20 protein-coding genes and 2 pseudogenes are annotated in these 24,707 nt (G+C 52.7%); 4 read left to right on the top strand and 18 right to left on the bottom strand.

The features are described from left to right. Positions 1-64: 64 nt before the first annotated feature. Positions 65-220: a hypothetical protein gene (locus tag Q0Y21_RS08645; protein WP_297795440.1), complete on the top strand. Its 156-nt coding sequence runs from the start codon at positions 65-67 to the stop codon at positions 218-220. Positions 221-231: 11 nt separating this feature from the next. Further along, positions 232-818, top strand: a pseudogene (locus tag Q0Y21_RS08640) (ATP-binding protein). A 103-nt stretch (positions 819-921) separates the two neighbouring features. Here the strand turns inward: Q0Y21_RS08640 and Q0Y21_RS08635 are convergent. Next, positions 922-1,321 (bottom strand): annotated as a pseudogene (locus tag Q0Y21_RS08635) (transposase); the annotation flags it as partial. Positions 1,322-1,537: 216 nt separating this feature from the next. Between Q0Y21_RS08635 and Q0Y21_RS08630 the strand changes: the two are divergent. Further along, positions 1,538-2,407, top strand: coding sequence for a hypothetical protein (locus Q0Y21_RS08630; RefSeq protein ID WP_297793846.1), 870 nt, complete (start codon positions 1,538-1,540; stop codon positions 2,405-2,407). A gap of 103 nt (positions 2,408-2,510) precedes the next feature. Here the strand turns inward: Q0Y21_RS08630 and Q0Y21_RS08625 are convergent, their stop codons facing one another. From Q0Y21_RS08625 to Q0Y21_RS18465, 3 genes are read right to left on the bottom strand one after another with little or no spacing between them, the layout of a single operon-like run. Beyond that, entirely contained in the window at positions 2,511-3,434 is a 924-nt protein-coding gene (locus tag Q0Y21_RS08625; protein WP_297793844.1) for a glycosyltransferase, read from the bottom strand. An 8-nt stretch (positions 3,435-3,442) separates the two neighbouring features. After that, on the bottom strand, positions 3,443-4,720 hold the full coding sequence (locus Q0Y21_RS08620) for an O-antigen ligase family protein (RefSeq protein WP_297793841.1): 1,278 nt from the start codon (positions 4,718-4,720) through the stop codon (positions 3,443-3,445). After that, entirely contained in the window at positions 4,713-5,072 is a 360-nt protein-coding gene (locus Q0Y21_RS18465; protein WP_366517678.1) for a hypothetical protein, read from the bottom strand. Before Q0Y21_RS18465 ends, Q0Y21_RS08620 begins: the two co-directional genes overlap by 8 nt. A 352-nt stretch (positions 5,073-5,424) precedes the next feature. On the opposite strand from Q0Y21_RS18465, the gene Q0Y21_RS08610 reads away from it, so the two are divergent. Then, complete coding sequence (locus tag Q0Y21_RS08610; RefSeq protein WP_297793835.1) at positions 5,425-6,600, top strand: ATP-grasp domain-containing protein; 1,176 nt, start codon at positions 5,425-5,427, stop codon at positions 6,598-6,600. A 7-nt stretch (positions 6,601-6,607) separates the two neighbouring features. Here the strand turns inward: Q0Y21_RS08610 and Q0Y21_RS08605 are convergent, their stop codons facing one another. The 14 genes from Q0Y21_RS08605 to prpC form a co-directional block, all read right to left on the bottom strand. After that, positions 6,608-7,648, bottom strand: a complete 1,041-nt coding sequence (locus Q0Y21_RS08605; RefSeq protein WP_297793832.1) for a polysaccharide deacetylase family protein — start codon at positions 7,646-7,648, stop codon at positions 6,608-6,610. Between the two features lie 60 nt (positions 7,649-7,708). Then, entirely contained in the window at positions 7,709-8,830 is a 1,122-nt protein-coding gene (locus Q0Y21_RS08600; protein ID WP_297793829.1) for a glycosyltransferase family 4 protein, read from the bottom strand. 6 nt (positions 8,831-8,836) lie between these two features. Further along, on the bottom strand, positions 8,837-9,814 hold the full coding sequence (locus tag Q0Y21_RS08595) for a GNAT family N-acetyltransferase (protein ID WP_297793827.1): 978 nt from the start codon (positions 9,812-9,814) through the stop codon (positions 8,837-8,839). Next, positions 9,814-11,253 carry a FemAB family XrtA/PEP-CTERM system-associated protein gene (locus tag Q0Y21_RS08590; RefSeq protein WP_297793825.1) on the bottom strand — a complete coding sequence of 480 codons (1,440 nt, stop codon included), beginning with the start codon at positions 11,251-11,253 and terminating at the stop codon, positions 9,814-9,816. The genes Q0Y21_RS08595 and Q0Y21_RS08590 overlap by 1 nt, the downstream gene beginning before the upstream one ends. Then, positions 11,151-12,020 (bottom strand): XrtA system polysaccharide deacetylase, encoded by an 870-nt coding sequence (locus Q0Y21_RS08585; RefSeq protein WP_297793822.1) that lies wholly within the window; start codon positions 12,018-12,020, stop codon positions 11,151-11,153. Before Q0Y21_RS08585 ends, Q0Y21_RS08590 begins: the two co-directional genes overlap by 103 nt. A gap of 40 nt (positions 12,021-12,060) precedes the next feature. After that, a complete protein-coding gene (locus Q0Y21_RS08580; protein ID WP_297793819.1) occupies positions 12,061-13,194 on the bottom strand; it encodes an outer membrane beta-barrel protein in 1,134 nt (377 codons plus the stop codon). A 145-nt stretch (positions 13,195-13,339) separates the two neighbouring features. Beyond that, a complete protein-coding gene (locus Q0Y21_RS08575) occupies positions 13,340-14,245 on the bottom strand; it encodes a polysaccharide biosynthesis protein (RefSeq protein WP_297793817.1) in 906 nt (301 codons plus the stop codon). After that, on the bottom strand, positions 14,242-15,768 hold the full coding sequence (locus Q0Y21_RS08570; RefSeq protein ID WP_297793814.1) for an XrtA system polysaccharide chain length determinant: 1,527 nt from the start codon (positions 15,766-15,768) through the stop codon (positions 14,242-14,244). Before Q0Y21_RS08570 ends, Q0Y21_RS08575 begins: the two co-directional genes overlap by 4 nt. A 38-nt stretch (positions 15,769-15,806) precedes the next feature. Next, positions 15,807-16,451, bottom strand: a complete 645-nt coding sequence (locus Q0Y21_RS08565; protein ID WP_297793812.1) for an XrtA/PEP-CTERM system exopolysaccharide export protein — start codon at positions 16,449-16,451, stop codon at positions 15,807-15,809. A 61-nt stretch (positions 16,452-16,512) separates the two neighbouring features. Continuing rightward, the gene (locus Q0Y21_RS08560; protein WP_297793808.1) at positions 16,513-17,925 is read right to left on the bottom strand and encodes a TIGR03013 family XrtA/PEP-CTERM system glycosyltransferase; all 1,413 of its coding nucleotides are present in this window, start codon (positions 17,923-17,925) and stop codon (positions 16,513-16,515) included. A 169-nt stretch (positions 17,926-18,094) separates the two neighbouring features. After that, positions 18,095-19,579: a 2-methylcitrate dehydratase gene (gene prpD / locus Q0Y21_RS08555; protein ID WP_297793805.1), complete on the bottom strand. Its 1,485-nt coding sequence runs from the start codon at positions 19,577-19,579 to the stop codon at positions 18,095-18,097. Positions 19,580-19,658: 79 nt separating this feature from the next. After that, a complete protein-coding gene (gene prpF, locus Q0Y21_RS08550) occupies positions 19,659-20,837 on the bottom strand; it encodes a 2-methylaconitate cis-trans isomerase PrpF (protein WP_297793802.1) in 1,179 nt (392 codons plus the stop codon). Positions 20,838-20,839: 2 nt separating this feature from the next. Beyond that, the gene (gene acnD, locus Q0Y21_RS08545; protein WP_297793800.1) at positions 20,840-23,437 is read right to left on the bottom strand and encodes a Fe/S-dependent 2-methylisocitrate dehydratase AcnD; all 2,598 of its coding nucleotides are present in this window, start codon (positions 23,435-23,437) and stop codon (positions 20,840-20,842) included. 74 nt (positions 23,438-23,511) lie between these two features. Further along, a complete protein-coding gene (gene prpC, locus Q0Y21_RS08540; RefSeq protein ID WP_297793798.1) occupies positions 23,512-24,642 on the bottom strand; it encodes a 2-methylcitrate synthase in 1,131 nt (376 codons plus the stop codon). Positions 24,643-24,707: the final 65 nt, after the last annotated feature.

The raw sequence follows: 24,707 nt of genomic DNA, 5'->3' as shown, positions 1-24,707 counted from the left end.
GACACTGAGTCCGGAAAAGGCGGTTAATTGTTAAAGAGCTGATGACTTAAACGCGACATCTACGTTGACAGACTCCGCGCTAATGCTGGGTAGTTGCCGTTACAAGAGCATCGAGTCCATCCTCAAGCACCGCCTCGACCAGCAGCCCCTGGAAGAACAACAGGAGCTGGCCTTACCGGACACTCACGACAACACCCGTGGCCCCGCCTACTACCACTGAAGGAATCTGACATGCTGAATCATCCGACTCTAGACAAACTCCACACCCTCAAATTGACCGGCATGGCCGGCCAATCGGCCACCACTGACATCCAGGAACTGAGCTTCGAGGAACGCCTCAGGCTAATGGTGGATCGGGAAATGACCGAGAGGGAAAACCGACGCATGACCAGCCGGTTGCGCCGGGCCAGGCTGCGGCACAATGCCATCCTCGAAGACATTGACTAACGGAACTCACGTGGCCTGGATAAAGGGCTGATCCAGTCACTGGCTGGCTGCCAGTGGGTGAAGGAGCACCTGAACGTACTTATCACCGGCCCCACCGGGGTTGGCAAAACCTGGCTGGCTGCGCCCTGGCACACAAGGCCTGCCGGGATGTCAACACCGCACAATATGTGCGCCTGACCCGACTACTACGGGAACTGACCATCGCCACCAGCCAACTCCCCATCCAGGAATGGCATGGTGTAATCGGTGACGCCACTCTGGCCGACGCCATCCTGGACCGGCTCGTTCACAACGCTTACAAGATCAATCTAAGGGGTGAATCCATGCGAAAACGACAGGCAAAGTTGACGGGCACTGCGACTTCGGAGTAAGAAGAGAAGCCCCACGTCGCTACGCTCCGATGGGTGGCAGCCTTGCCCCGGTCCAGGTGGCAGACTTCACGTGGAATGGGCGGCAACCTTCAGCGGTTTACGCACCCAGGGCGATGCTCATTTTCAGAAGCTCGCAGGCTCTGTCTTCGCCGGTGCGATGCCGAAACCGCATCGTGGTGGTTTCGTCCATGGGGAACTGATGCTGGAAGATGACTTCGCCGCAGAAGTGCTGCCAGTAAGGATCTTCCACCCAGAGATCCAGAACATCACGATCCGACAGCGCGTACGTGTGTTTGAGCAACTGTAAGCCGACGTGTAACCGGATGGGCAGCCCCGGACGCCCGGCTTCCACCGCGTACAACCGACCCAAAATGTTGTTCGCAGGCGGCCCAGTCGATCCACTTGCCCAACTGCACGAGTTCGTGCCGGGGTTGAGAATGTCTTCAAAGGTAGGTTTCCAGCAGATCTCGCTGTGGTGCCTGGCGCTTATCCCGTGGGATCATAGGTTTACTTCCAGTTTTTTTGGGCGAAACGGGGAGATTTGTGGCGGACATTATACCCAGAAATTAGGCCAACTCATTGCCTTTGTTAAATTTTTTTACTTTTTCAGGGTCGACTACTTACTCAACCGGGTTAATCAAAATTAAGAGCGCAATGAACGTAAATTTCTGTGAAATGAGCTAGACTAAAAGAGCGTTTCTATTTTTGGAGCCAACGCCATGAAAAAGCTGAGCCTCTCCGTCGCAACCGCAATTACCTTCGCACTGGCCTCACCGGTCCAAGCGGAACAAGTCTTTTTTGATTCCTTCGAATCTGGAGATATGTCCGCCACTAACGAAGATGGTTTTGACTGGCAAAGAAACAACCGGACTTCCGTAGTCACAAGCGAAGCCGCAGTTTACAACAATGGCGAAATCTACAACGTCCCACCTGGCAACCCAGATTGGGAGCCTAAATCGGGTGAGCATAGCCTCAGATTTCGTTACGCGGCCAATCAAGAGATGACGGAGCAACGATTTGTACTGGGAACGCACTACCCGGACCTTTGGTTAGCGTACTGGATTAGAGTACCTGTCAACTTCTACCATGGCCGCCTGAATAATAAATTTTTAGCACTCTGGCCTGCAGAATATGACACTGCAGGTACCGTTACGTGGCAAACTCGCCCAAGCGGATCGGGTGGTGCAAACCTCGTATACCAAGACGGCGGGGTTACCGGAGGTGAAACAGACCCGACTCCGTTTATTTCCGTGCCAGGTGACAGAGGTCGCTGGATGCACGTGGTAGCCAGAGTGAAGGCTGCTTCGAGCGCCAATGCCAATGATGGGGTCATACAATTTTACCGGCGGTGGGAAGGAGAGGATAGTTACGCCAAAATCCATGAGAAACTAAACGCCGACACATGGGACGATAGCAGTTCCAGGCAAGGGATCTCCCGTGGCTACCTTATGGGATGGGCAAATGATCCATACGATGAGGACACCGAATGGTTTGTCGATGATTTCGCAGTGCATACCACATCCCCACTTGATGGCGCGGGATCGACATCAGACAATCGCCCCAATCCTCCAGAGTTGCACTTGGAATAAGCAATTTGGACTCCATCAGAGTTTCTGATAGCTGCCCTACATTCGCAGATAAAAGGACCCACCGCTACTGGTCGGTCCCTTTATTTTGCGCAAACAGATAAGATCAGTAGCTTTTGCGTCGTTTTTGAAAAGCTTGAAAAAGCGACCAGAATCGCGCAGTAAAGTACAAATAGTTCAGGAAGGACTTCGGAAGTAACCCATTGCAACTGGATGGCCCAAATCTATATATCGTTATCAATATGTTAAATATAAAAATAAAAATAAAAAAAACAATAAAATAATTATAAAATCCAAATACAAAAAGGAAAATTACGGAAATCTGAGAAACAAAATAAAAAACAGAAATAATTGCGACCTTAGAACTGATAAAGTATCTAAAACTTGAAAAATCACCTTCACCGTGCCAAGCCTCACGCCTCACGAAGTGTGCCAAGTCTCTCGGGTAGCCTAGATGAACAGCAACAAAACCTTCATTTTGTTTGTACAATATTTCATTGTGGCTTTTAGATCGATTACAAAATTCTACGTCTTCCCCCGTCTTTAATTTATCGTTAAAACCACCTAAATATTCGAACGCGCTTTTGGAAACGATAAGATTACCACCATTTATGTGATTACTATTAATGCATGAAAACCAATTACTTTCGATCCAACTTGGATCTTTCCTGATAGAGTATTGACAGCCAGTTACCACGGGGCGACTAAATATCTCCTGAAGTTGTTTCTTAATTTCCTCAACCCAAGTTCCGGTAATTGCAACATCCGCGTCGATGAAAGCTAAGATACGCCCAGAGGACTTTTCATAACCAAAATTTCTTGCCGTAGATACAGACGATCTATTTATAGAAAAGACACTAATTGGCTGAAATTTTGAGGCTGTAGAAACAGTATCATCAGTGGAGCCATTGTCGACCAAAATTACTTCGTAGGACAAACCCGAAACTTTCAACTGATCATGGACCGCTGAACAACACTTTTCAATAAATTCCGCTTCATTATGGGCTGGAATTATTACCGACAAATCCATAAAAACCTCTAGTTACACTTCTTTCTAGAAGATACATTATAGACTGCCACAACGAAAGCCAAGTGTATCCATAAAAAAGGATAATAAGCAACGGTGACAAACTGGCCGGCAACGAAGAAACCTAACAAAGATATATTTAAGCTAGCGGGATTCAAATACATTTCCCCTTTAAATACTGAGGTAATATCTTTTAATTTTCTCATCTTATTAATAGCCAACAAAATTAGTATCGCAAAAATTGAGAGTCCAACATATCCAGCATCGGTTCCAACCTGCACTAAAATATTATGTGGCAACTCAGCATTACCATAAATCATATCGTCACGGTAGAATCTTTCATAATAGGGAACAAAATTAAAATACCCAACCCCAAAAATAGGATGATCGTTCAGCATGTCAAAACCGTTTGTCCAATACAGTAATCTTTGCTGAGATGTTCGATCATTTCCAACAACCTGAAATCGTTCTTTTTGCTCTTCCGGAAGAGCAGTCCATAGAATGGCTATTATAACCGCACATGTTATTAAAACTTTCGGATTCAATATTGACTTATAGTTAATAACAACAAGCTGAGCAAGAAGGGCCAACTGCGCGCCACGAGAACTGGAACCGATAATAACCATTATAGCCGTAGCCGGCATAAGAAGTAGAATATAAAATTTTACTTTACTGACATACGGCTTCAAACATATAGCAAATGCCAGCGCAACGGGCCAGAAGACCAACATCTGAATCGCGAGTTCACCGGAGTTTTCGAAGAATCCTGGCGGTCCCTTAAGCCCCCAATCTGTGAAAGAGAACCCACGTTTTGCCCAAGTAATTGCCAGTGATAAGGAAAGCTTGAAACTGGCCAAAAGAAAAATGGACAAAAATATAAATAATCGTTTCTCAGTGTTAACTATATTTATTGCCAGAAAATAAATAATAAACCAGGTGTAAAAATTCTCCAGATTTTGGTATGAAACAGATGGCCAATAAGCAAGGACACTAGAGGTGATAATAACGGTAAAAAAAGCCAGCATCCATACATTCAACGAAGACTTTACCCACGTGACATTTTTATCACTAAAACATCCGACAAAAGCGCCCAGAACTGCAAGCTGCGCCCAAGGTAAGAATGCAAGCTGCGGGTAAATGGATTGGGGACGAAAATACTCCAGAAAAAGATACGCACAAATCATCCAGAATGCGAAGCTTTCAGACTTAAAATAACGCCACAGTGTACTTATACGAAGTTCGAATAAATCTTGGAGAGTAATCAAATCTCCTTTACTGCTCCTACCCACAAATCCCCCTGACCGCCTCCATCACCCTCTGTTCGCAATGATCAAAATATTTATCGCAACAGTTGTAGGGGTCATGTATGTACGGATTCCGCTTTTTACAGTAATTACCGGCGAGAACGATCTGATGACAATCATCTACCTTGGTGCGAAAGGCTGCGAGGTGGGCTGGCTCCATCACTATGACGAAATCATCGTCCCGGAACCTGAACTCCTGGACGTTCACCGTTCTGTGGGCGGCCAGTGCCAGCCCGTGAATTCGCGCAAATTTTTCTGCCCGTGGGTCAGCCGGAAAACCGTCTTTGCAGTTCAGGCCGCAGGATGCGGCTTCTCTGCCAAGGCTTCTAGCATACACCTCCGCCAGAGGACTGCGGCAAATGTTCCCGTTACAGACGAAAACCAGGCGCTGGGAACTCTCTGGCAGCCTTTCGGAAAACCGCCGGTAAGCTCCAATCTGCGCCAACAACGAATGGCCTAGAAATCGGACAAATCCATTTTTTGATCCAAACCGCTCATATACCAACCGGTTCAACGAATAATCTCCCTATTACTGGCTATGCCCACCCGATTTTTTTGGCATTCTGCCTTTAGTCCTCAGGCAATACCCTCTAGTGATTCTAGATCACTGCCATAGAATTTACTCCGGTTATGCCCGATAATCGAGTAACCATAATTAAAGTTGCGTCAGGCTCAAGGATGCTACCCCCATGGAACCCAGAATTCTGGTGCTGGACGGAAACCAGCGTGCATCACTGGCCGCAGTACGATCTCTCGGATCCAAAGGTCTATGGGTAGCGGTTGGCGAGAGTTCAACAACGTCTCTGGCCGGTTTTTCGCGGTTCTGCAGCTACACCCTTGCCTATCCCGATCCCTTCAGTTCTCCCAGGCTGTTCTTTGACGAGCTCCTGCGGCAGATTCTTGAGCTTCGTATTTCGTTTCTCCTTCCTGTCACGGAAGCGACCACTTACGTGCTCTTGCAGTATCGTGATGAACTGCCTGAAAAGGTAGTACTCCCTTTCCCCGATAACCAGGCTGTCGAGCAACTAGCGAACAAAAATGAGCTTTTCAAGCTTGCACAGAAGCTGGGAATTCCTGTACCAAAGACCCTATATTGCCAGTCCGTTGATGACGGATTAAGGGCACTGGATCGCATTGACCGTTATCCGGTGGTATTGAAGCCCTACAAATCTAAAATCTTGCAGCAGGATTCCATTCTGTCAACGCAGGTGTCAGTGGCCGGATCCAGGAAACAAGCAAAGGCTGTTCTGGAAAAATACCCGTACTTTGACTTCCCATTCACCGTGCAGTCGTTCATAGAGGGCGGTGGTCAGGGTATTTTTGCGCTGTTTGATCATGGCGAACCCGTCTGTTACTTCGCTCACAAGAGGCTCCGTGAAAAGCCACCCGGTGGTGGTGTGAGTGTATTGTGCGAATCGGCTCCTGTGAATCAACAGCTCAAGGATGCTGCTAACAAGCTTCTTCAGCATGTCAGGTGGCATGGTGTGGCCATGGTCGAGTTTCGAGTGTCCACGGATGGTACAGGCTACCTGATGGAGGTGAATCCTAGGTTCTGGGGATCATTACAGCTGGCTATAGATTCCGGTATCGATTTCCCATGGTGGCTGTATCTGGTCAGTACCGGAAAATCCATTCCTCAGGTTGACTGGCAACATCGGCGAGTGCGCTGGCTGCTTGGTGATCTGGACAGACTTTATCTGGTGCTGAAGTCGCCGGCCTCCACCTACTCAATGGCTGAGAAATTTATAGAGATCCTGCGCTTTCTCAAACCAGGTCTGCGGACCCGGCACGAGGTCAATCGATGGTATGACCTGCGGCCATTCTGGTTTGAGTTAAGACAATACATACTAGCACTCAGAGATTGATACCCGATCACCGGGTCGGTAACGAACTGAATGGCAACACGGGGTGGTGGATTCTCCAATCATTCAGTGCTTCAAAACGATTGATGATCTGCAGGAATTCAACCTTGTCTCCGGGCAGGGAGAATCGCGATAGGTGGTATCGGCTCTGCCCGCGCCTGACATAACCGGACACCGTATTGAACGCCATTTTGAAACCAGCTGTCTTGAGGACTTCTATATCTGAACTGTCGTAGTCAGAAAGTCGTCCCGTTGGATAGGCGAAAACATCCGGAAGGTAAGCCAACTCGCTCTTGACCCTGCTTAGAGATTCATTGATTTCAAGATACTTTTCCTGTGCAGAGAGCGTAGAGAGAATCCGGTGTGAACAGGTATGCGGGTAAACACCGTGCCCCCGGGCCCGCAAGGACCTCGCATCATCCCAGGACATCGGCCGGTACTCCTGCGGTATATCGGTAGGGAATTCAACGTCCAGCTTTTTATAGAGCTCTTCCCGGAGCCATTCATATATCTGTTCCTGGCGTTCAATCTTTAGTGCATTTCTCACCTCCCGGGCCGTCTGTCTCACAGTGCCTGGCGTCAGGTTAACGGAATGTATCTCGCCTGAGGGAAGCTGGATATCCGCGTGCCGAATCCGGGAATGGTTCAATGCATAGTTGATCTGGTCGTCCCAGGGCCAAAGCTTCCGATCCAACAAATCCGTAATGACGAAGAAATTCAAAGGAAAGCCAAATTGTTCAAAGATGGTAGCCGCCACATCATGATGATCATAGAATCCATCATCGATCGTGAACATAACTGACTTTGACGGGATCTCCTCACCGTCATCGAGTACGCGCCATAGATCATCCATTGAAAGGACCTGGTAATGGCGAGCGGCAAGGTACTCCAGGTAGGCGCGTAATGTATCGGCAGGCAGCGCACCCGGGAGGTCGGGCTTACCCTCCATGACCCGATGGAGCATAAAAACAGGCAAACGCTCCGGGCAGAGAAACCGATACAGACCAGTTTCTCCTACAAAATTTGCCAACTTAATCAGAACAGACTTCACATTCCCGCCTCCCTGATCGGAGATGCCGAAGAGTTCCTTCCTACCGCCAACACTGACACCTCAATGGGCCATTAAACGCTCGTAGAGCCCGAAGTAGCCCTGCAACATACTCGCCAGGCTAAACTGATCGCAGGCTCTCTCATGAGCTCTTTCCGTAACCTCCTTGTGCAAGACTGTTCTTTTAAGATCCAGGATTGCTGCAACAATTGCGTCAGGATCTCTTATGGGTACGAGAAGCCCTGTCTCGCCATTCACAATGATTTCTTCTGGCCCGCCACTCCTGGTTGCAATAACCGGCACGCCTGCCATCATGGCCTCTACGGTGGAGATAGAGAACCCCTCTGAGACCGACGGCAAAAGAAAAATGTCTGCCTGCCTGAGCACGTCGGCAGCATCCTGCCTAAACCCGAGCCAGTGAATGTTGGGTTGCCGGGGTGCCTCTGCAATCTGTGTCTTCAGCTTATCGAACAACGCTTCCCGCTGGTGGCCTACCACAACAAAGTGCGTGTTCGGGTCCAACTCTGCCATGCTCACAGCCGCATCCACAAGATACTCGTACCCTTTGGCCGGACGGACATTGCCGATTGAAACTACAAGCGTCGCTTCCTGAGACACCCCCAGCTCTTCTCTCAACTCCGTGACAGGAACACGACGAAAAATCTCCGGGTTAACTCCATTGTAGATCAGTTTGAGCTTATGTTTCGGTAAAGGACTGCGTTCGGCAAGTTCATCCTGGAGTCGTTTGGACACACAGACAATGGCAGATGCCCCCCAACCTATAATGGAAAATTTTGCACGAAGGAACCGTTCGCCTGCTGACACATCCACAGCGCCATGAAAAGTGGCAATCATGGGGGTTCGACTAATGATGGCAAGCAATGCCCCATATACGTTGGAGCCGAGGAGATGGGCGTGAATCAGGTCCACCTGCTGGCAGTTGAGTATATGCCTTAAGGCTCTGATGTACGCCAGGTTAAAACTGCCTTTGGAGTCGATGATATGGGGAGTAATGCCGAGGCCGCGGACTTGGTCTGCCACCCAGCCCTCTCCGCGCAATACCACAACATTCTGAAACTCAGTCTCCTCCAGTTTACCCAATAAACTGATGAAAACGGTTTCTGCCCCACCCGGCCCGGTCGTATCAATAAGGTGGAGAATGGTCTTCCCAGCGGTCCCTGTCATGCCTGCTTACCCTCTCATCCAGTAAAGGGCCCGGAAAAGTACACTCTTTACCAGCATCACGGATATGAACTGGTACCTTTCAGTCGCAAATCTTGATTTGTAGTTCTCGTTCTTGCCTTCTCCCGCGAGAAAATCGAACTTTTGTGTAATTGGGCATTTGAATGCTTCCTCAATCGCATATCCCAAGTGAAGCGACCCGAGTGACAGCTTTTTATGGAAGCTTTCTTCAAACCCCGCTTGTATATTATAAACCACTCCGCAATACCAAACGTTGTAAAGAACCGACACTATTTCATTGTTGCATCGCAGAACGGATAACAGCGGTTTTCCTTTCTCCTCCTCTACCCTGGAAAGGAATTTCAAATGAAATTCCAGACTCTTGTCAGTGACACAATCTTTATCCCACCTTGCACGATGAAATCGGTTCAGTGTCTCGAAAAAAAGTTCTGAACTACCTGGCCAGAGGTTCTCCAGATGCACCTCCCCCAGAGATTCCAGAAGCCTTCTGCGATTATAGAGACGTCGCCGACTGTTCGCGCCAAGCGACGCCAGATAGTCCCTGAAGTCCTCCGTTGTTGCTACAGCATAACCATCGTCTGATGCAATAATTCGAAAAGCCCATCGATGGGTAGCGGCAATCGTTACCAGCGCGGAGACTTCCCTGGATCCACCAAGCAAATCATTAAAGACGATTTCTGTCCATGGATGCCTCTCCAGAACCTGTTCCATCGCGGTTACCAGCGACGCCCCAGTGAGGGAGCCATTGCAGAACGTGTTATATTCGGTTCTCGGCGTTCTAAGCTCTCTATGGCTGGTTCCGACGAACTGTAAAGAGCGGACTGGCAGTAGCCCTTTCAGGCGATACCTGGACTCATATAACCCGGAAACTTCCCCGTCCCACTTCCGGATAAGCCGAAAACGTTTTTGCTGTCCCCAGGTTTCCCACCACGCACTTTGCCAGGCTTTCGTCTGGAAAAGACTCATTACGGTAACACCTTAACAATATGGGGACCGATCAGGTTGGCAGCCCAAACCGGTAATCGCTGCCAGACAGCGATCATCAATTTGAACTTTGGATTATCTGGATTCAGCGCCGGAAGTGCCTTACCTTCCGGCAACACATAATCCCAATAGAGTTTGAGCGGATGGGCGCCCCACTGCTGTTTGAAACGGTAAGTACCGGCGTCCCGACTACAGCGGCCGAAATCAAACACCTCGCATCCTTGCTGGATAGCAAACTCCAGCATCCTCCAATACATGATCATATTTATGGAGGCGTGGTTATAGCGGCGTAGCGTGGATGCCCAGGGAACTTCCATCCTGCCCCGGTAGCTGGTCAGGAAGGCACACCCGGCAGCCTGCTCATCGATTCTCGCAATCACCAGCCAGACGTGCCCCTTCAGGCTGCTTAACAGGTTCTGGAAGAAAATCCGGCCGTACACAGGCGTTCCTAGGTCACGCATGTTCTCCGAGAACACCCGGTAAAACTCATCCAGCAGTTCCGGGCCTCCGATAGTGAACCCTGCCAATTCCCGTTGCCCGCGGCGAATCTGGGAGCGAAGTTTTGGCTGGAAGCTGGCCCACAATTCGTCGCTGTTATCAGGCAAAGGTAGCCAGAAGGTGACTTTGTCCGTTTTTTGGGGTAAATCCAGGCCGTAATCCCGACCGGATCTCAGCTCCAGATGTCCGCTATCAAGGGTTTTCCGCCATAGGTCGGCTGCGGCTATCAGAATGCTGGCAACTTCTTTATTGTCTGCCAACACCCCGCCGTAGTTAAAGTAAGGCATGGAGACGAGGAAGTTACCAAAAAGACGACTTTGGAGCCGAACAACCGGCAACACGCCAACCATTCTGCCATTGCGATCCAAAGCACACAGGTAACGGGTTCTGTGGCCATAGGTACTTTCAATGAAATTAGAGATAACAGGCCTGTGCCATATTGAGGCGCCGGGGTGCTGATCAACATAAGCACCGGCAGCTGATTTCAAAGCGTCGGTGCATTCTTCTACCCTGACGGGACCACTTACCTGCATGTCAGTAATGGCGAGGGGCATTTCGATGGGTGGAGGAGTCCACTTCTCTTTGGCCGGTGTTTCATTGAGCTGTTTTTTGAGCTGCTTGCTGAGTCGTTTGATTTCTGCCGACACATGTTGCAAATCAGCTATCAGACCGTCAGGGCTCTCTCCGCATTTTCGAGCTTCTCCGACCTGGCGACTGAGCTGGCCTTTTATACTTTTAAGCTGGTCAAGCCGCACCTTGGCGCTTTCCAGGCTGGCGGTAGGTGCTTCCATTCCCATTCCACTTTCCTTAAAACCAATGCTTAAACGGCCACAGCTTTGGGGGATATATTGACGCCCGAAAGGGCATCGGAGACAGAACCGAAGCGGAAATCCGCAAGTAACCCCTCTAGCCGACTCATGCACTTATCAAGGTTGTTATAGTGCCGGAAACGCGACAAGGCTTTGACTTTCAGCCGCGGTTGTTCCGTATCAATTTCCCATGGGTGCAGGTAGAAAATAAACGGCTGCCCTGCCCTGTTGATTCGCCCAAGCCCCCAGCGACTCAACCAATAAGGGTACAGACGGAAATAGCCACCACCTGCAATGGGCAACCGGTATTGCCCGATCGGACAGGTAGATAGTGGAAACTCTGTGAGCGTTCCGCCCTTGGGGGCCTTGAGCAGGTATGGCCCGTGTGGCGTACCGGGCATGCCATAGCGATCATGGTGAACCGGAAAAATGGAGGAGTCCCAGGTGAACCCCTCTTCACACAGGATATCCAGCGCCCAACGGGATCGGGCCGTAATGGAGTAGCTTGCCGCTCGATAACCTGTGACGGGTTCGCCGATGATGTCTTCCAGAATCTGTTTGGACTTTCGGGTCTCTTCCCGGAAGACCTCCGGTGTCTGATTGTAGATGAGCTGGTGGCTGTACCCGTGACTGCCTATTTCGTGGCCGGCGTCCCTTATTCTTCGGATCAATGCCGGAGAACGTTCTGCAACCCAACCCAGTGTGAAGAAAGTTGCCCGGATATTACGGTCGTCAAAAAGTGCCAACAGGCGATCGGTGTTATTATCGACACGATACTCCATGGAAGCCCAATCATCGCGACTGACCGCTTCCGCCAGCGCCGCTACCTGGAAATAGTCCTCAACATCAATTGTGAGCGCATTCGTGATCGATGGTTTCATGGCGTTTATCCCTGCCTGTCGAATCCTGAGCTTTCCCGCTCTATAGGAACTGATAGTTCAGGCCGAGTAAGACCCAGTTTTCGACGAATTCCCGCGTTGAAATTTCGCTGTCACGCTGACCGTGCCCAATTGTGCTCACCAAAGTCAGCTTGCGACTGAGCTGAAAATCCAGTCCCGCATTTAGGCGGTATAGCACGTCCGCAGTATTATCATCACTGTAGGTCAGGTAGTTATATCCCCCCCCAAGCGTCGCGGTCACCTGGGCAGTGATAGGCCGGCGGTAGCTCACGTTATAGCCAACACTTTCCTCTTCCGTGCCAAAGTCGATGTAGTCTGATCTGCTGGCGAACGCAGTCAACCCAAGGCTGGAGCCAGCACTGAACTCAGTTGCCGTGCGCAAACGCACTGCTGACACCTCTACTGCACCGGTTTGCTCCTGGCTGAACACAAACTCCCCAAAACGGATGTCAAAGTCCGAGGTTGCGTCTGTCAGTTCCCGGCTGGCTTCAAGGGCGATCTCAGTGGTCGGATTCACCTGACGGGTAACTTCCAGATTTCCCACGAAACCGTCGGTACTGCGGCTAGTGTCATTCAGGGTGGTTTCAATCTCACTGACACCTGCAGAGCCATTCAGACTGGTCGCTGCCCATTCCTTGCCAAAGGTCAGGCTCAGTGTCTCCCGGTCGATTTCTTCCTCGGTATCGAGCTCAGCCTCATCCCGAGAAGCCATCACCCCCCCGCTGAAAGATGAGCTGAAAAAGTGTTTGAACGCAACAGTACCAATATAACGCTCACCATCCGTTTCCTCAGGTTCGCTGAACTCTGTATTTTCGTACTCGGCAGCAAATGAAATCTGATCAACCGGGCCGAGTCTCAAGGTCCACACAGGCCCGGTTCGGAAAACATTCTTTCGCGTTAGGTTATTCGGGTTGTTATTGGAACGACTGTCCTGGGCAATATTCCTCAAATTATCGGTCACTTGCCATACAAGACCGTCAACAATGCGGCAGTCGCCGGCAAAATCCAGATTGGCATAGGGCTCAGGATCAAAGGTATCATCCAGCCAATAGCCGTAACCAAGTCTCGCAGCCAGGTCAGAATTACACTGTCCGGGGTCCGCTGTATGCCGGACACCGAGGTAAACCCGGGACTCAATATCAGACTCTTCGTTCACGCTGGATTGCCGAGCGTTATCGGTATACCTGGAGTTCAGTTCCCCAGAAACCTGAACGGGCGCAGCCCAGAGTGAAGATGGGGTTACTACCAGAATTCCGATCATTAGCCTGTTCAACGGGCAGACCACTCTTGCACCTTGCCGGTTAGCCATTAATAACTGCTCCCACAAACTTTTCGGAATTGAAGGCCGTCGCAGCCTGCTCAGCCAGATCCGGGGTAACCCGACCATGGGGTACCACCAACATAGCGTAATCGCACAATTCCGCCAGAATACGGGCGTCAGGAGACTCGGTGATGGAAGCAGTGTCCAGAATTATGAAACGATCCGGGTAACGTCGTCTCACGGCCTGGAGGAACTGCTTCATCCGGAAAGAGGTAAAAAACTCCGCAGGAATTTCCCGTTGGCTACCCGCAGGTATCAGACGCAGCCTGGGGATCCCCGTCGGGTACAGAATACGCGCAATGTCATAGTCCGAGTCATCAAGAAAATCCGTCAATCCGGACTCCGGCATGATATCCAGGGTCGTGTGCAGTGAAGGATCTCTGAGATTACAGTCTATGACCAGCGCCGTTTTGGATTGATCAAAAGCAAAAGCAGCGGCCAGGTTTAGCGCTACAAATGAGGAACCAGCACCGGATGACGCGCCAGTAACCACCATTGTGAAATTGTTCCCCCCGGATGTTTCCAGCAATCGGGTGCGCAAATCCCGAAACCGGTTTACCAGGCGCCGGTTTTTGGATCCCGGGTAAATGATGCGACGCTCGTCCATATCATCGCGGGTAAGCATTCGCGGTTCCTGCATCCGCGCGATCTGCTTACTGATGACATATCTGTCAACAGCGCCCGGCCCCAGCTCCAGCGAACTGGGGACCAGCATCCTCGAGTCATCCCACTCGGAGTATGGGACACCATCTCCGCTCAGCTCATTCTTTCTTTTCAGCCAATAGCTCTCATCACCCTCAGCTTGTCCATTGTTCTTGCTGGTGGCAGTTGGCGAAGAGTCCGTTCCTTCCGGAGGATCGTCTATATTGTTGTTTTGCTCGGTCATCCGAATACTCCCATCATTGATGCCACGACAATAGCAATATAAGCAACAACAGCGATGATCGCCAAAGCACCCACCAGTACCGTCACTCTGCGATCACGACGCTGCTCAAACGGCGTGCTAACGTGCGGGAGCTCAGCCAGGACCGGTAAATCGAGCTCATCTTGAAGCTGATATCTCGCGCGCACCCTGGGATCAATCTGCAATAGTCCGGCCGCAAGACCAAACGGCGCAAGCAGTCCAACGAACAGCCCCGCCGCTGCAAATGTCGAGAATTTCGGGCCCGACGCTCCCAGTGGGAACTGTGCTGTCTCGTTTATTTTGTAGTTCAGGCCCTGACCCTCTACATCCAGGTGCATGGAAACCCGTGCCCGTTCCCGGCGTTTCAGCAGGTCATCATAAATCTCCTTGTTCACTTCCATATCACGGGTGAGCTCGGAGTACTGGGCTTTGTTCTCCTGGATTCTTTCCATCCTTGTTGACTGTTCGGCAAGTAATTGTTCGAACGAACGTATCCGCGTGTTAACGGTCTGGATGTCTGCCCTGGTTCTGGAAAGTTCAGACTGGATTTCCTGATACACGGGATTGGACACGCTCTCTCCGGACATCGAAAGTGCACCATCATCCTGATTGGCCATCGCCCTGGCACGCTGGCTGCGCAATTCCCTCAATTGTTCCTTAAGAATAACAATGTCGGGATAACTGTCGTGATACTGCAAACGCAGGTTATCCAGTTTTTCCTCAAGGGCATTGATCCTGCCTTGAAAAGCATCCACCCCCCCTTCACGAAAGGTCGGATTCACACGGTTAAGCTCATTTTCCAGGGAGCGGGCCCGGGTTCTCAGCTCTGCACGTTCCAGTTCCGCCAGTTCCAATTGGTTTCTCAGGTTGGCCATCCGGTTGTTTGCTTCACTTTCAGTCCCGTCTACATTCTCCGACAAGAACTCTTTAAGCTGCTCTTCAACCTGTGCCAGCTGATCTTCATAGCTTTTGACCTGCCTATCGATGAACTCATAGGCGTCACGGCTTTCCGCACGTTTGCGCTGATTGGTTTCCTCAATAAACAATTGCCCCATCCGCTGGGCAACCTGAAAGGCCTTCATTGGTGATTCCGACTGGTAGGAAATGGCGAAGTAATTATCCCCTCTGGGTCGTACAGAGAGATTGCTGCGTAATGCGCCAATTCGCTCTTCGAGTTGCTCTCGTTCCATACTGGCCGCTTTTTCACCAAAAATGGATTGATCTCGAGCGATCTTTTCCATCACGCTTCGACTCCAGAGCAATTCCTGAGCAGCAGACGCTCGGTCATTAATTTCCGTTGTGACCGCACTGCCTTCCATCAACGGTCGAATTATGTTCTGGTCGTCTATGAAGATTATGGTCTCTGACTGATATTTGTAGGGCCAGAGAAAACCGGCAGCCAGCACACCAAAACTGACCACCGTGAAAAGCAGGAGAGCGAGCCATTTTCTCGCCCGCACCTCCCTCAAGACTTCAACTGGTAGCTGTGATAGAGGTAACGCCATAGCGAAAAACTCACAATAGGGTTTGGTATAACTGAAACTTAGAAACTCCGCTCCGGAACACTGATAATATCCCCGGGGCGTATCGCATAGTTGGTTTTGACATCACCGTCGTTGAGAATATCCTCAAGCCGAATCGGAATTGCGACCACTTCACCGTTCATCTTCCGGTACAACATGGATTTATTCAGTGCGGCGAACGGGGTAGCACCACCTGCTCCGAGAACAACGTCGAGCACCGTCATGCCCGCTCGATGAGGAACAGACACCGGTTTCTGCACAGCCCCGGTGACGCGCACGCGATCGCTGAACTCGTGACTGCCCATTGACGTCACAACGATGCTGACTTGTGGTTCCCGGATGTACTGAGCGAGGTCTCTCTCGATTACCTCGGCAAGATTAGCGGGCGTGCGACCGCTGGCACGAACGTCGCCAACAAGAGGGACGGAAATCATGCCGTCAGGGCGCACCGGAACGGAAATGCTCAGGTCTTCATTTCGCCAGACTGATACCTGCACCACGTCAGTAGGACCGAGCACGTACTCGTCTACGCCGGTAGAGGTATCAAGACGCAAGGCACGCTGAATTTTATCGTGTGAGGAGGCAGATGGGCCTGCGCAGCCAGTAGCCAACGCTACCGCAGCCAGTAGCAGGGAAATTCCTGCGAGGGAGTACTTCCGTGACATATTTATTCCTCTCTTCGAGTCCTTGCTTCATTCCATGTTTCGGGAACAGCACACCCCGAAACTACCTTGATCCTTTTTTGAACAATACCACTTCTACTGTCTGAATTATAATCAACAAATCCAGTAACAAGCTCTGGTTCTTAATATAGTAAAGATCGTAACGAAGTTTTTCCCTGGTATCCTCTTCGTTGTCCGCGTAGGCAAAGCATAGCTGAGCCCAGCCCGTCAGGCCTGGTTTCACTCTGTGTCTCTCGCTATAAAATGGAATCTTTTCCGACAGCTGTTTTACGAATACCGGGCGCTCCGGCCGCGGGCCAACGAATGCCATGGAACCGGTCAACACATTGAAAATCTGTGGCAGTTCATCAATACGCAACTTACGGATGAACTCCCCCACCCTTGTCACCCGACTATCGTTCTGACTGGCCCAAACGGCCCCGCCTTTCTCCGCGTCAGTGACCATAGAACGAAACTTGTAAACTCTGAAGATACGTCCGTTCAGTCCTACCCGCTCCTGGCTATAGAGAACAGGCGCCTTTAACCCGTCTTCGATTTTGATGGCAAGGACGGTGAGAATCATCAGCGGAAGCCCCACCAATGACAAGGTGGTTGCCGCCAGAATATCCAGCGAACGCTTGCCAACGCTAAACACCGACGACACTTTGAACCCGTCAGAAAACACCAGCCAGCCCCGGGTAACCATTTCCAAGGCGACTTTTCTGGACTCCCGCTCGTAAAAGGTTGCGCCATCCACAATCCGGACCCCGTGCATCTTGCATTCCAGAAGATCTTCCATTGGCAAGCCTTTCCTGCGGTCGTCGACCGCGACCACGATTTCGCTCACCGGATGTTTACGGATGTGCTGAAACAAAGTTACCGGCAATCGAATCAGGTGTTCTTCACCAATTTCAACCGTTTCATCCGGTAGCGGGACAAAACCTGTAAAAACAAACCCCTGACGGTTAAACGGAGTTTTCAGGTCCATAAGCAATTGCCGGGCCCTATATCCCGCGCCCAGAACCAGGACTTTCCTTCTGAATGCCTCCTTCCCCGCAATCGCAAAAAAGATCAGGCGAAAGATACCCAGGAGGAACAATCCAAAGACAGAGGCGGATGTGAGTATGTCGGAGAAACCCAGATACCAAAGCCATTCATTTCCAAAGATGTAGAATAATCCGGAAGCGGGCACCCCGATAATGAGCGAGAAGATTGTCCGCAGCATCATGCCGGACATGCCTTCTTCGAGGCGCGACTGGTGAACGCCCAGCGCGACCATTACGATAAGATTGACAAGGCCGAAGGCGACTGCAGACGGAAGCAGGAACTCTATGTTGTCCAGGAAAAGAGAGAGTTCACCAAAGTAGCGAAAAAAGACAGCGATCAGAAAACTTACGGCCAGAACGACAAGGTCGATAAGGCCCAGAATAACGAAAGGGACGTGAATGTAGTGTTTGAACAATCTGACGTGGGCCACGCCAACTCCTTTTGTTGCTCTTTATAAAAGCGCCTGCGCATCCAATGCTGCAAAACTGACAGGGATAAAGTTTACTTCATTTTAATGATACTGCAATTAACCACTGGAACGACTGCGCACCCTGCTCATAACGCCGTGTAAACTTACGAGACGTGCATCTCACAGGATGTCAGATCACAAAAAGCTGTACAAACTCGTGTACCGGGGTGCCCTCAAGAACCTTCTGATCTTTGCACAACTCAAAAATCTGACCGCAGCGTTCAGCCGGAAACCGGGTCGCCAGGTTGTTCCGAAACTTTTCCTCCAGCAACGGAATCCCTTCCTTCCTGCGGCGCCGGTGTCCAATGGGATACTCTACTGCCACCTTGTCGGTGCTGGTTCCGTCCTTGAAGAACACCTGGATGGCGTTGGCAATGGAGCGTTTGTCTTCCTCCAGATACTCGCGGGTGTATTTCTCATCTTCCACAATGTCGATTTTCGAGCGGATCTTGTCGATGATGGGATTGGCTTCGTGAAAACCATCTTCGTAGTGCTCGGCCGTCAGGTTGCCGAAAATCAGTGGAACGGTTGCCATATATTGCAGGCAGTGATCCCTGTCCGCGGCGTTGGCGAGCTTGCCTTCCTTGGAAATGATGCGAATGGCAGATTCATGGGTGGTAATAACGATCCGATCGATGTCGTCGAGCCGGTCTTTCACATGTGGGTGTAGGGTAACGGCTGCCTCGGCAGCGGTCTGGGCATGGAACTCCGCCGGGAAGGAAATTTTGAACAGGATATTTTCCATTACGTAGGACCCGAAATCCTGAGGCAGAGAAAATCGTTGCTGGTCCTTTGGTTTCAGTTTCTGGTCCTTGTTGGTCTTGGCGAACAGCACATCGTAGAAGCCCCACTGAGGAGCGGTCAGTACGCCGGGAATACCCATCTCGCCACGCATGGCGATATCTGCCAGGCGCACCGCTCTGGAAGTGGCATCGCCTGCCGCCCAGGATTTGCGGGAGCCGGCATTGGGCGCATGGCGATAGGTGCGGAGGGACTGCCCATCCACCCAGGCGTGGGACAGCGCAGACAACAACTGCTCCCGGCTGGCGCCCATGAGTCTGGCGGTGACGGCCGTTGACGCCACCTTGACCAGAACGACGTGGTCCAACCCCACGCGGTTAAAGGAATTCTCCAGCGCCAACACGCCCTGGATTTCATGGGCCATGATCATGGCTTCCAGCACGGTCCGCATGGTGAGAGCGTCCTTGCCCCCGGCCACACGCTTCTGGGAGAGATGATCCGCGACCGCAAGGATACCGCCCAGGTTATCCGATGGATGCCCCCACTCCGCCGCCAGCCAGGTGTCGTTGTAATCCAGCCAGCGCACAATGCAGCCAATATCCCAGGCGGCCTTTACCGGATCCAGACGAAACGATGTGCCGGGTACCCTGGCGCCGTGGGGAACAACAGTCCCCTCCACAATTGGCCCCAGGTGTTTGGTACACTCTGGAAAGCGCAACGCCAGCAACCCGCATCCCAGAGTATCTATCAGGCAGTTGCGGGCGGTGTCCCAGGCTTCTGTACTGTCGACGTTGTAGCTCAGGACGTAGTCCGCGATCTTCTGCAGAACCTCGTCGTAATCCGGTCGAACGTTCTGGTCTACGTTGCTGCTCATTGGCGCTCTCCTTTTCCGTGCGGATGAGGGACGGCCATGTATGACGGCTGACTTACCCGATGAAGGTAAGTCTAGGTCATTACTGAGCGGTTTGCGGCACCCGAACACAACCTTCCATCAGAATCCGCGCACTGCGGCTCATAATGGCTTTGGTCGCGGTCCACTGACCGTCCACTTCCTTTGCCTCGGCGCCGACCCGCAGCGTGCCGGACGGATGTCCAAAGGTCACGTGGGTGCGGTCACCGCCACCAGCGGCCAGGTTCACCAGGGTTCCCGGAACAGCGGACGCCGTGGCAATTGCTACCGCGGCGGTTCCCATCATGGCATGGTGAAGCTTACCCATGGACAAGGCGCGTACCAGTACATCCACATCCCCTGCTCCAATGCTCTTGCCACTGGAGGACACGTAATCCACCGGCTTGGCGACAAACGCCACTTTGGGAGTGTGCTGACGGTTAGCGGCTTCCTCGATATTCTGGATCAGCCCCATTTTCACCGCGCCATGGGCACGAATGGTCTCGAACATGGCCAGCGCTTTGGGGTCGCCGTTGATGTCGTCCTGCAGCTCAGCCCCCTTGTATCCGATGTCCTCCGCGTTAACGAAGATGGTCGGGATACCGGCGTTGATCATGGTGGCTTTCAGGGTGCCCACACCGGGCACGTCCAGATCGTCCACCAGGTTACCGGTGGGAAACATCGAACCCTCGCCATCGGCCGGGTCCATGAATTCCACCTGCACTTCGGCAGCCGGGAACGTCACTCCGTCCAGCTCGAAATCGCCGGTTTCCTGGACTTCACCATTGGTGATCGGCACATGAGCCACGATGGTTTTACGGATGTTGGCCTGCCAGATGCGGACAGTACAGGTACCGTTTTCCGGGATGCGGTCTTTGGCGACGAAGCCGCCGTTGATAGCGAATGCACCCACCGCCGCAGTCAGGTTGCCACAGTTGCCGCTCCAGTCTACAAACGGCTTGTCGATGGATACCTGGCCAAACAGGTAGTCCACATCGTGATCCGGCTGGGTGGGTTCCGCCAGGATCACAGTTTTGCTGGTGCTGGACGTCGCGCCGCCCATGCCGTCAATCTGCTTCTGGTAGGGATCGGGGCTGCCGATAACCCGCAGCAGTAATTTGTCACGGGCTTCGCCCGGAACCTGGCATGGCTCCGGTAGATCCTGCAGGCGGAAAAATACGCCTTTGCTGGTGCCGCCACGCATGTACGTGGCAGGCACTTTGATTTGCGGTTTATGAGGCATCGTTAGGCAGCCCCTTCAGATTCAAGGAAATCCTGGGCAAAGCGCTGCAACACGCCACCGGCTTTGTAGATCGACACTTCCTCAGCCGTATCCAGACGGCAGATCACCGGCACCCGTTCGGAGTCGCCATTCTTGCGATGGATAATCAGTGTAAGAATTGCACGGGGCTCTGGCGTGCCCTCCACGTCGAAGGTTTCCGTTCCATCAATACCCAGGGTCTTGCGGGTAGTGCCTTCCTCAAACTGCAAAGGCATCACGCCCATTCCAACCAGGTTGGTACGGTGGATACGCTCAAAACCTTCTGCGACGATGGCTTCAACACCGGCCAGTGCCACACCTTTGGCAGCCCAGTCCCGGGAAGAACCCTGTCCGTAGTCGGCGCCGGCAATGATGATCAACGGCTGCTTGCGTTCCATGTAGGTTTCGATGGCTTCCCACATACGGGTAACCTTGCCTTCCGGCTCGATCCGCGCCAGCGAGCCCTGCTTCACGTCGCCGTTTTCATCCCGCACCATTTCGTTGAACAGTTTCGGGTTGGCGAAGGTGGCACGCTGCGCGGTCAGGTGGTCGCCCCGATGAGTCGCGTAGGAGTTAAAGTCTTCCTCCGGCACACCCATCTTGTGGAGATATTCCCCGGCGGCGCTGTCCATCAAAATAGCGTTGGACGGTGACAGGTGATCCGTGGTGATGTTGTCCGGCAGCACCGCCAGTGGACGCATGCCCTTGAGGGTTTTCTCACCAACCATGCCGCCTTCCCAGTATGGCGGGCGACGGATATAGGTACTCTGCGGACGCCAGTCATAGTTCGGGTTCGTGTTGGCCTGGGCATCCCGGGTTATATCGAACATCGGAATGTAGGTACTGCGGAACTGCTCCGGCTTAACGCTGGATTTCACGATGGCATCGATTTCCGCATCGTCCGGCCAGATGTCCTTCAGGGTGACGGGGTTGCCGTCCTTGTCGTAGCCCAGGGCATCCTTCTCGATGTCGAAGCGGATGGTTCCGGCAATCGCATAGGCCACTACCAGCGGCGGAGACGCCAGGAATGCCTGCTTGGCGTACGGGTGAATACGGCCATCGAAGTTCCGGTTACCGGACAGTACCGCCGTGGAGTATAGGTCACGGTCGATGATTTCCTGCTGGATTTTCGGATCCAGGGCGCCGCTCATGCCGTTACAGGTGGTGCAGGCAAAGGCCACTACACCGAACCCGAGCTTTTCCAGCTCCGGCATCAACTCGGCTTCTTCCAGGTACATTTTTACCGTCTTGGAACCCGGAGCCAGCGAGGTTTTTACCCAAGGCTTGCGAGTCAGGCCCAGCTTGTTAGCGTTACGGGCAATCAGGCCAGCAGCCACCATGTTGCGAGGGTTACTGGTGTTGGTACAGCTGGTGATGGCGGCGATGATGCACGCGCCGTCCGGCATCTTGCCCTCTTCCTCTTCCCACTGTCCGGCAATGCCACGCTTGGCCAGCTCGGAGGTCGGCAGGTGCGCGTGCGGGTTGGAAGGGCCGGCCAGTGTCCGGGTTACGGTGGACAGGTCAAACTTCAGCACACGCTCGTATTCAGCGCTCTTCATGCTGTCGGCCCATAGACCGGTTTCTTTCGCAAACGTCTCTACCAGGGCTACCTGATCGTCTTCACGACCGGTCAGCTTGAGGTAATCGATGGTCTGGCCGTCGATGTAGAACATGGCGGCGGTAGCGCCGTATTCCGGTGTCATGTTGGAAATAGTGGCGCGGTCACCCACGGTCAGGCTGTCGGCGCCTTCGCCGTAGAATTCCAGATAGGCACCCACCACTCGCTCCTTACGCAGGAATTCGGTGATCGCCAGAACCATATCGGTACCGGTGATGCCCGGTTGCAGTTTGCCTGTCAGCTCCACGCCGACGATATCCGGCAGGCGCATCATGGAAGCGCGACCCAGCATGACGCTTTCCGCTTCCAGGCCACCTACACCGACGGAGATAACACCCAGGGCATCCACCATCGGGGTGTGGCTGTCAGTCCCCACGCATGTGTCCGGGTAGGCAACGCCCTCGCGATTCTGAACCACCGGAGACATCTTCTCCAGGTTGATCTGGTGCATGATGCCGTTGCCCGGAGGAATCACGTCCACGTTCTTGAACGCCGTCTTGGTCCAGTTGATGAAGTGGAATCGATCATCGTTACGGCGATCTTCGATGGCACGGTTCTTCTCGAATGCATCGGGGTCGAACCCCGGTGCTTCCACGGCCAGGGAGTGGTCCACGATCAGCTGGGTAGGAACGACCGGGTTAACCTTGGCCGGGTCCCCACCCTTCTCCTTGATAGCATCACGCAGACCAGCCAGATCCACCAGCGCGGTTTGGCCGAGAATGTCGTGGCAGACCACGCGGGCCGGATACCAGGGAAAGTCCAGGTCGCGCTTGCGCTCGATCAGCTGCTTCAGGGAGTCCGTCAGCATCTCCGGCTCGCAGCGGCGAACCAACTGTTCCGCCAGGATTTTGGAAGTGTACGGGAGTTTGTCGTACGCCCCGGCCTGGATGTCTTCCACGGCCTGACGGGTGTCGAAATAGTCCAGGTCAGTGCCCGGAAGTGATTTGCGGTATTCGGTATTCATTATAGAGGGCTCTCTCAAAGCTTTACGCACAGTAGTTCCCTTCCCGCTACCGGGAGAGGGAACTTTATTTAGGCTTACGGCCGTTGGTCGATCGGCACCCACTTCGCGTCCGCCGGGCCGGTGTAATCGGCGCTCGGGCGGATAATGCGGTTGTTCTCGCGCTGCTCTTTAACGTGCGCGGTCCAGCCGGATACCCGCGACATCACGAAGATCGGGGTGAACAGCTCGGTCGGGATTCCCATGAAGTGATACGCGGACGCGTGGAAGAAGTCGGCGTTACAGAACAGCTTCTTCTCGCGCCACATGACGGCTTCACAACGCTCGGATACCGGGTACAGCACGGTGTCACCCACTTCTTCCGCCAGCTTCTTAGACCACTGCTTGATGATGGCGTTGCGCGGATCGGAATCCTTGTAGACCGCGTGGCCGAAGCCCATGATCTTCTCCTTCCGTGCCAGCATGCCCAGCAGGCCTTCCTCAGCTTCATCCGGCGTCTGGAACTTCTGGATCAGTGCCATGGCAGCCTCGTTGGCGCCACCGTGCAGCGGGCCACGCAGAGAACCAATGGCACCGGTTACGCAGCTGTGGATATCCGAAAGCGTGGAGGCACACACACGGGCGGTGAAGGTAGAGGCGTTAAACTCGTGCTCCGCGTAAAGAATCAGGGAGACGTTCATCACTTTTTCATGAAGTTCACTGGGCTTCTTGCCGTGCAACAGCTCCAGGAAGTGACCGCCGATGGAGTCCACATCGCTGTCGGTTTCGATGCGCACACCTTCGTGGGCGAAGCGGTACCAGTAGGTAATGATCGACGGGAACACCGCCAGCATGCGGTCGATCTTGTCGTCCTGCTCGCTGAAATCCTGCTCGGTTTCCAGGTTACCCAGCATAGAGCAGCCGGTGCGCATCACGTCCATCGGGTGCGCATCCTTGGGGATCTGCTCCAGAACGGTTTTCAGCGCAGCTGGCAGGCCACGCAGGCTCTGGAGCTTTTGCTTATAGGCATCCAGTTCCTGCTGGTTGGGCAGTTTGCCGCGAAGCAGCAGGTAAGCGATTTCCTCGAACTGGGCCTTTTCCGCCAGATCGGCGATATCATAACCACGGTAGGTCAGGCCGGCGCCGCTTTTGCCGACGGTACACAGTGCGGTTTCACCAGCTACCTGGCCGCGAAGACCCGCGCCACTCAGTTGTTTTGCTTCAGCCATTGTTGTTCCCCCTCATCTTGTTTGGGTTGTCGGATTACGGCTTCGCCTAATCCGACCTGAGTATT

Origin of the sequence: uncultured Marinobacter sp., assembly GCF_947259545.1 — a bacterium.
Taxonomy (GTDB): Bacteria; Pseudomonadota; Gammaproteobacteria; order Pseudomonadales; family Oleiphilaceae; genus Marinobacter.
Note: the sequence above shows the minus strand (reverse complement) of the source record. Positions and strands in the feature narration are given on the sequence as shown.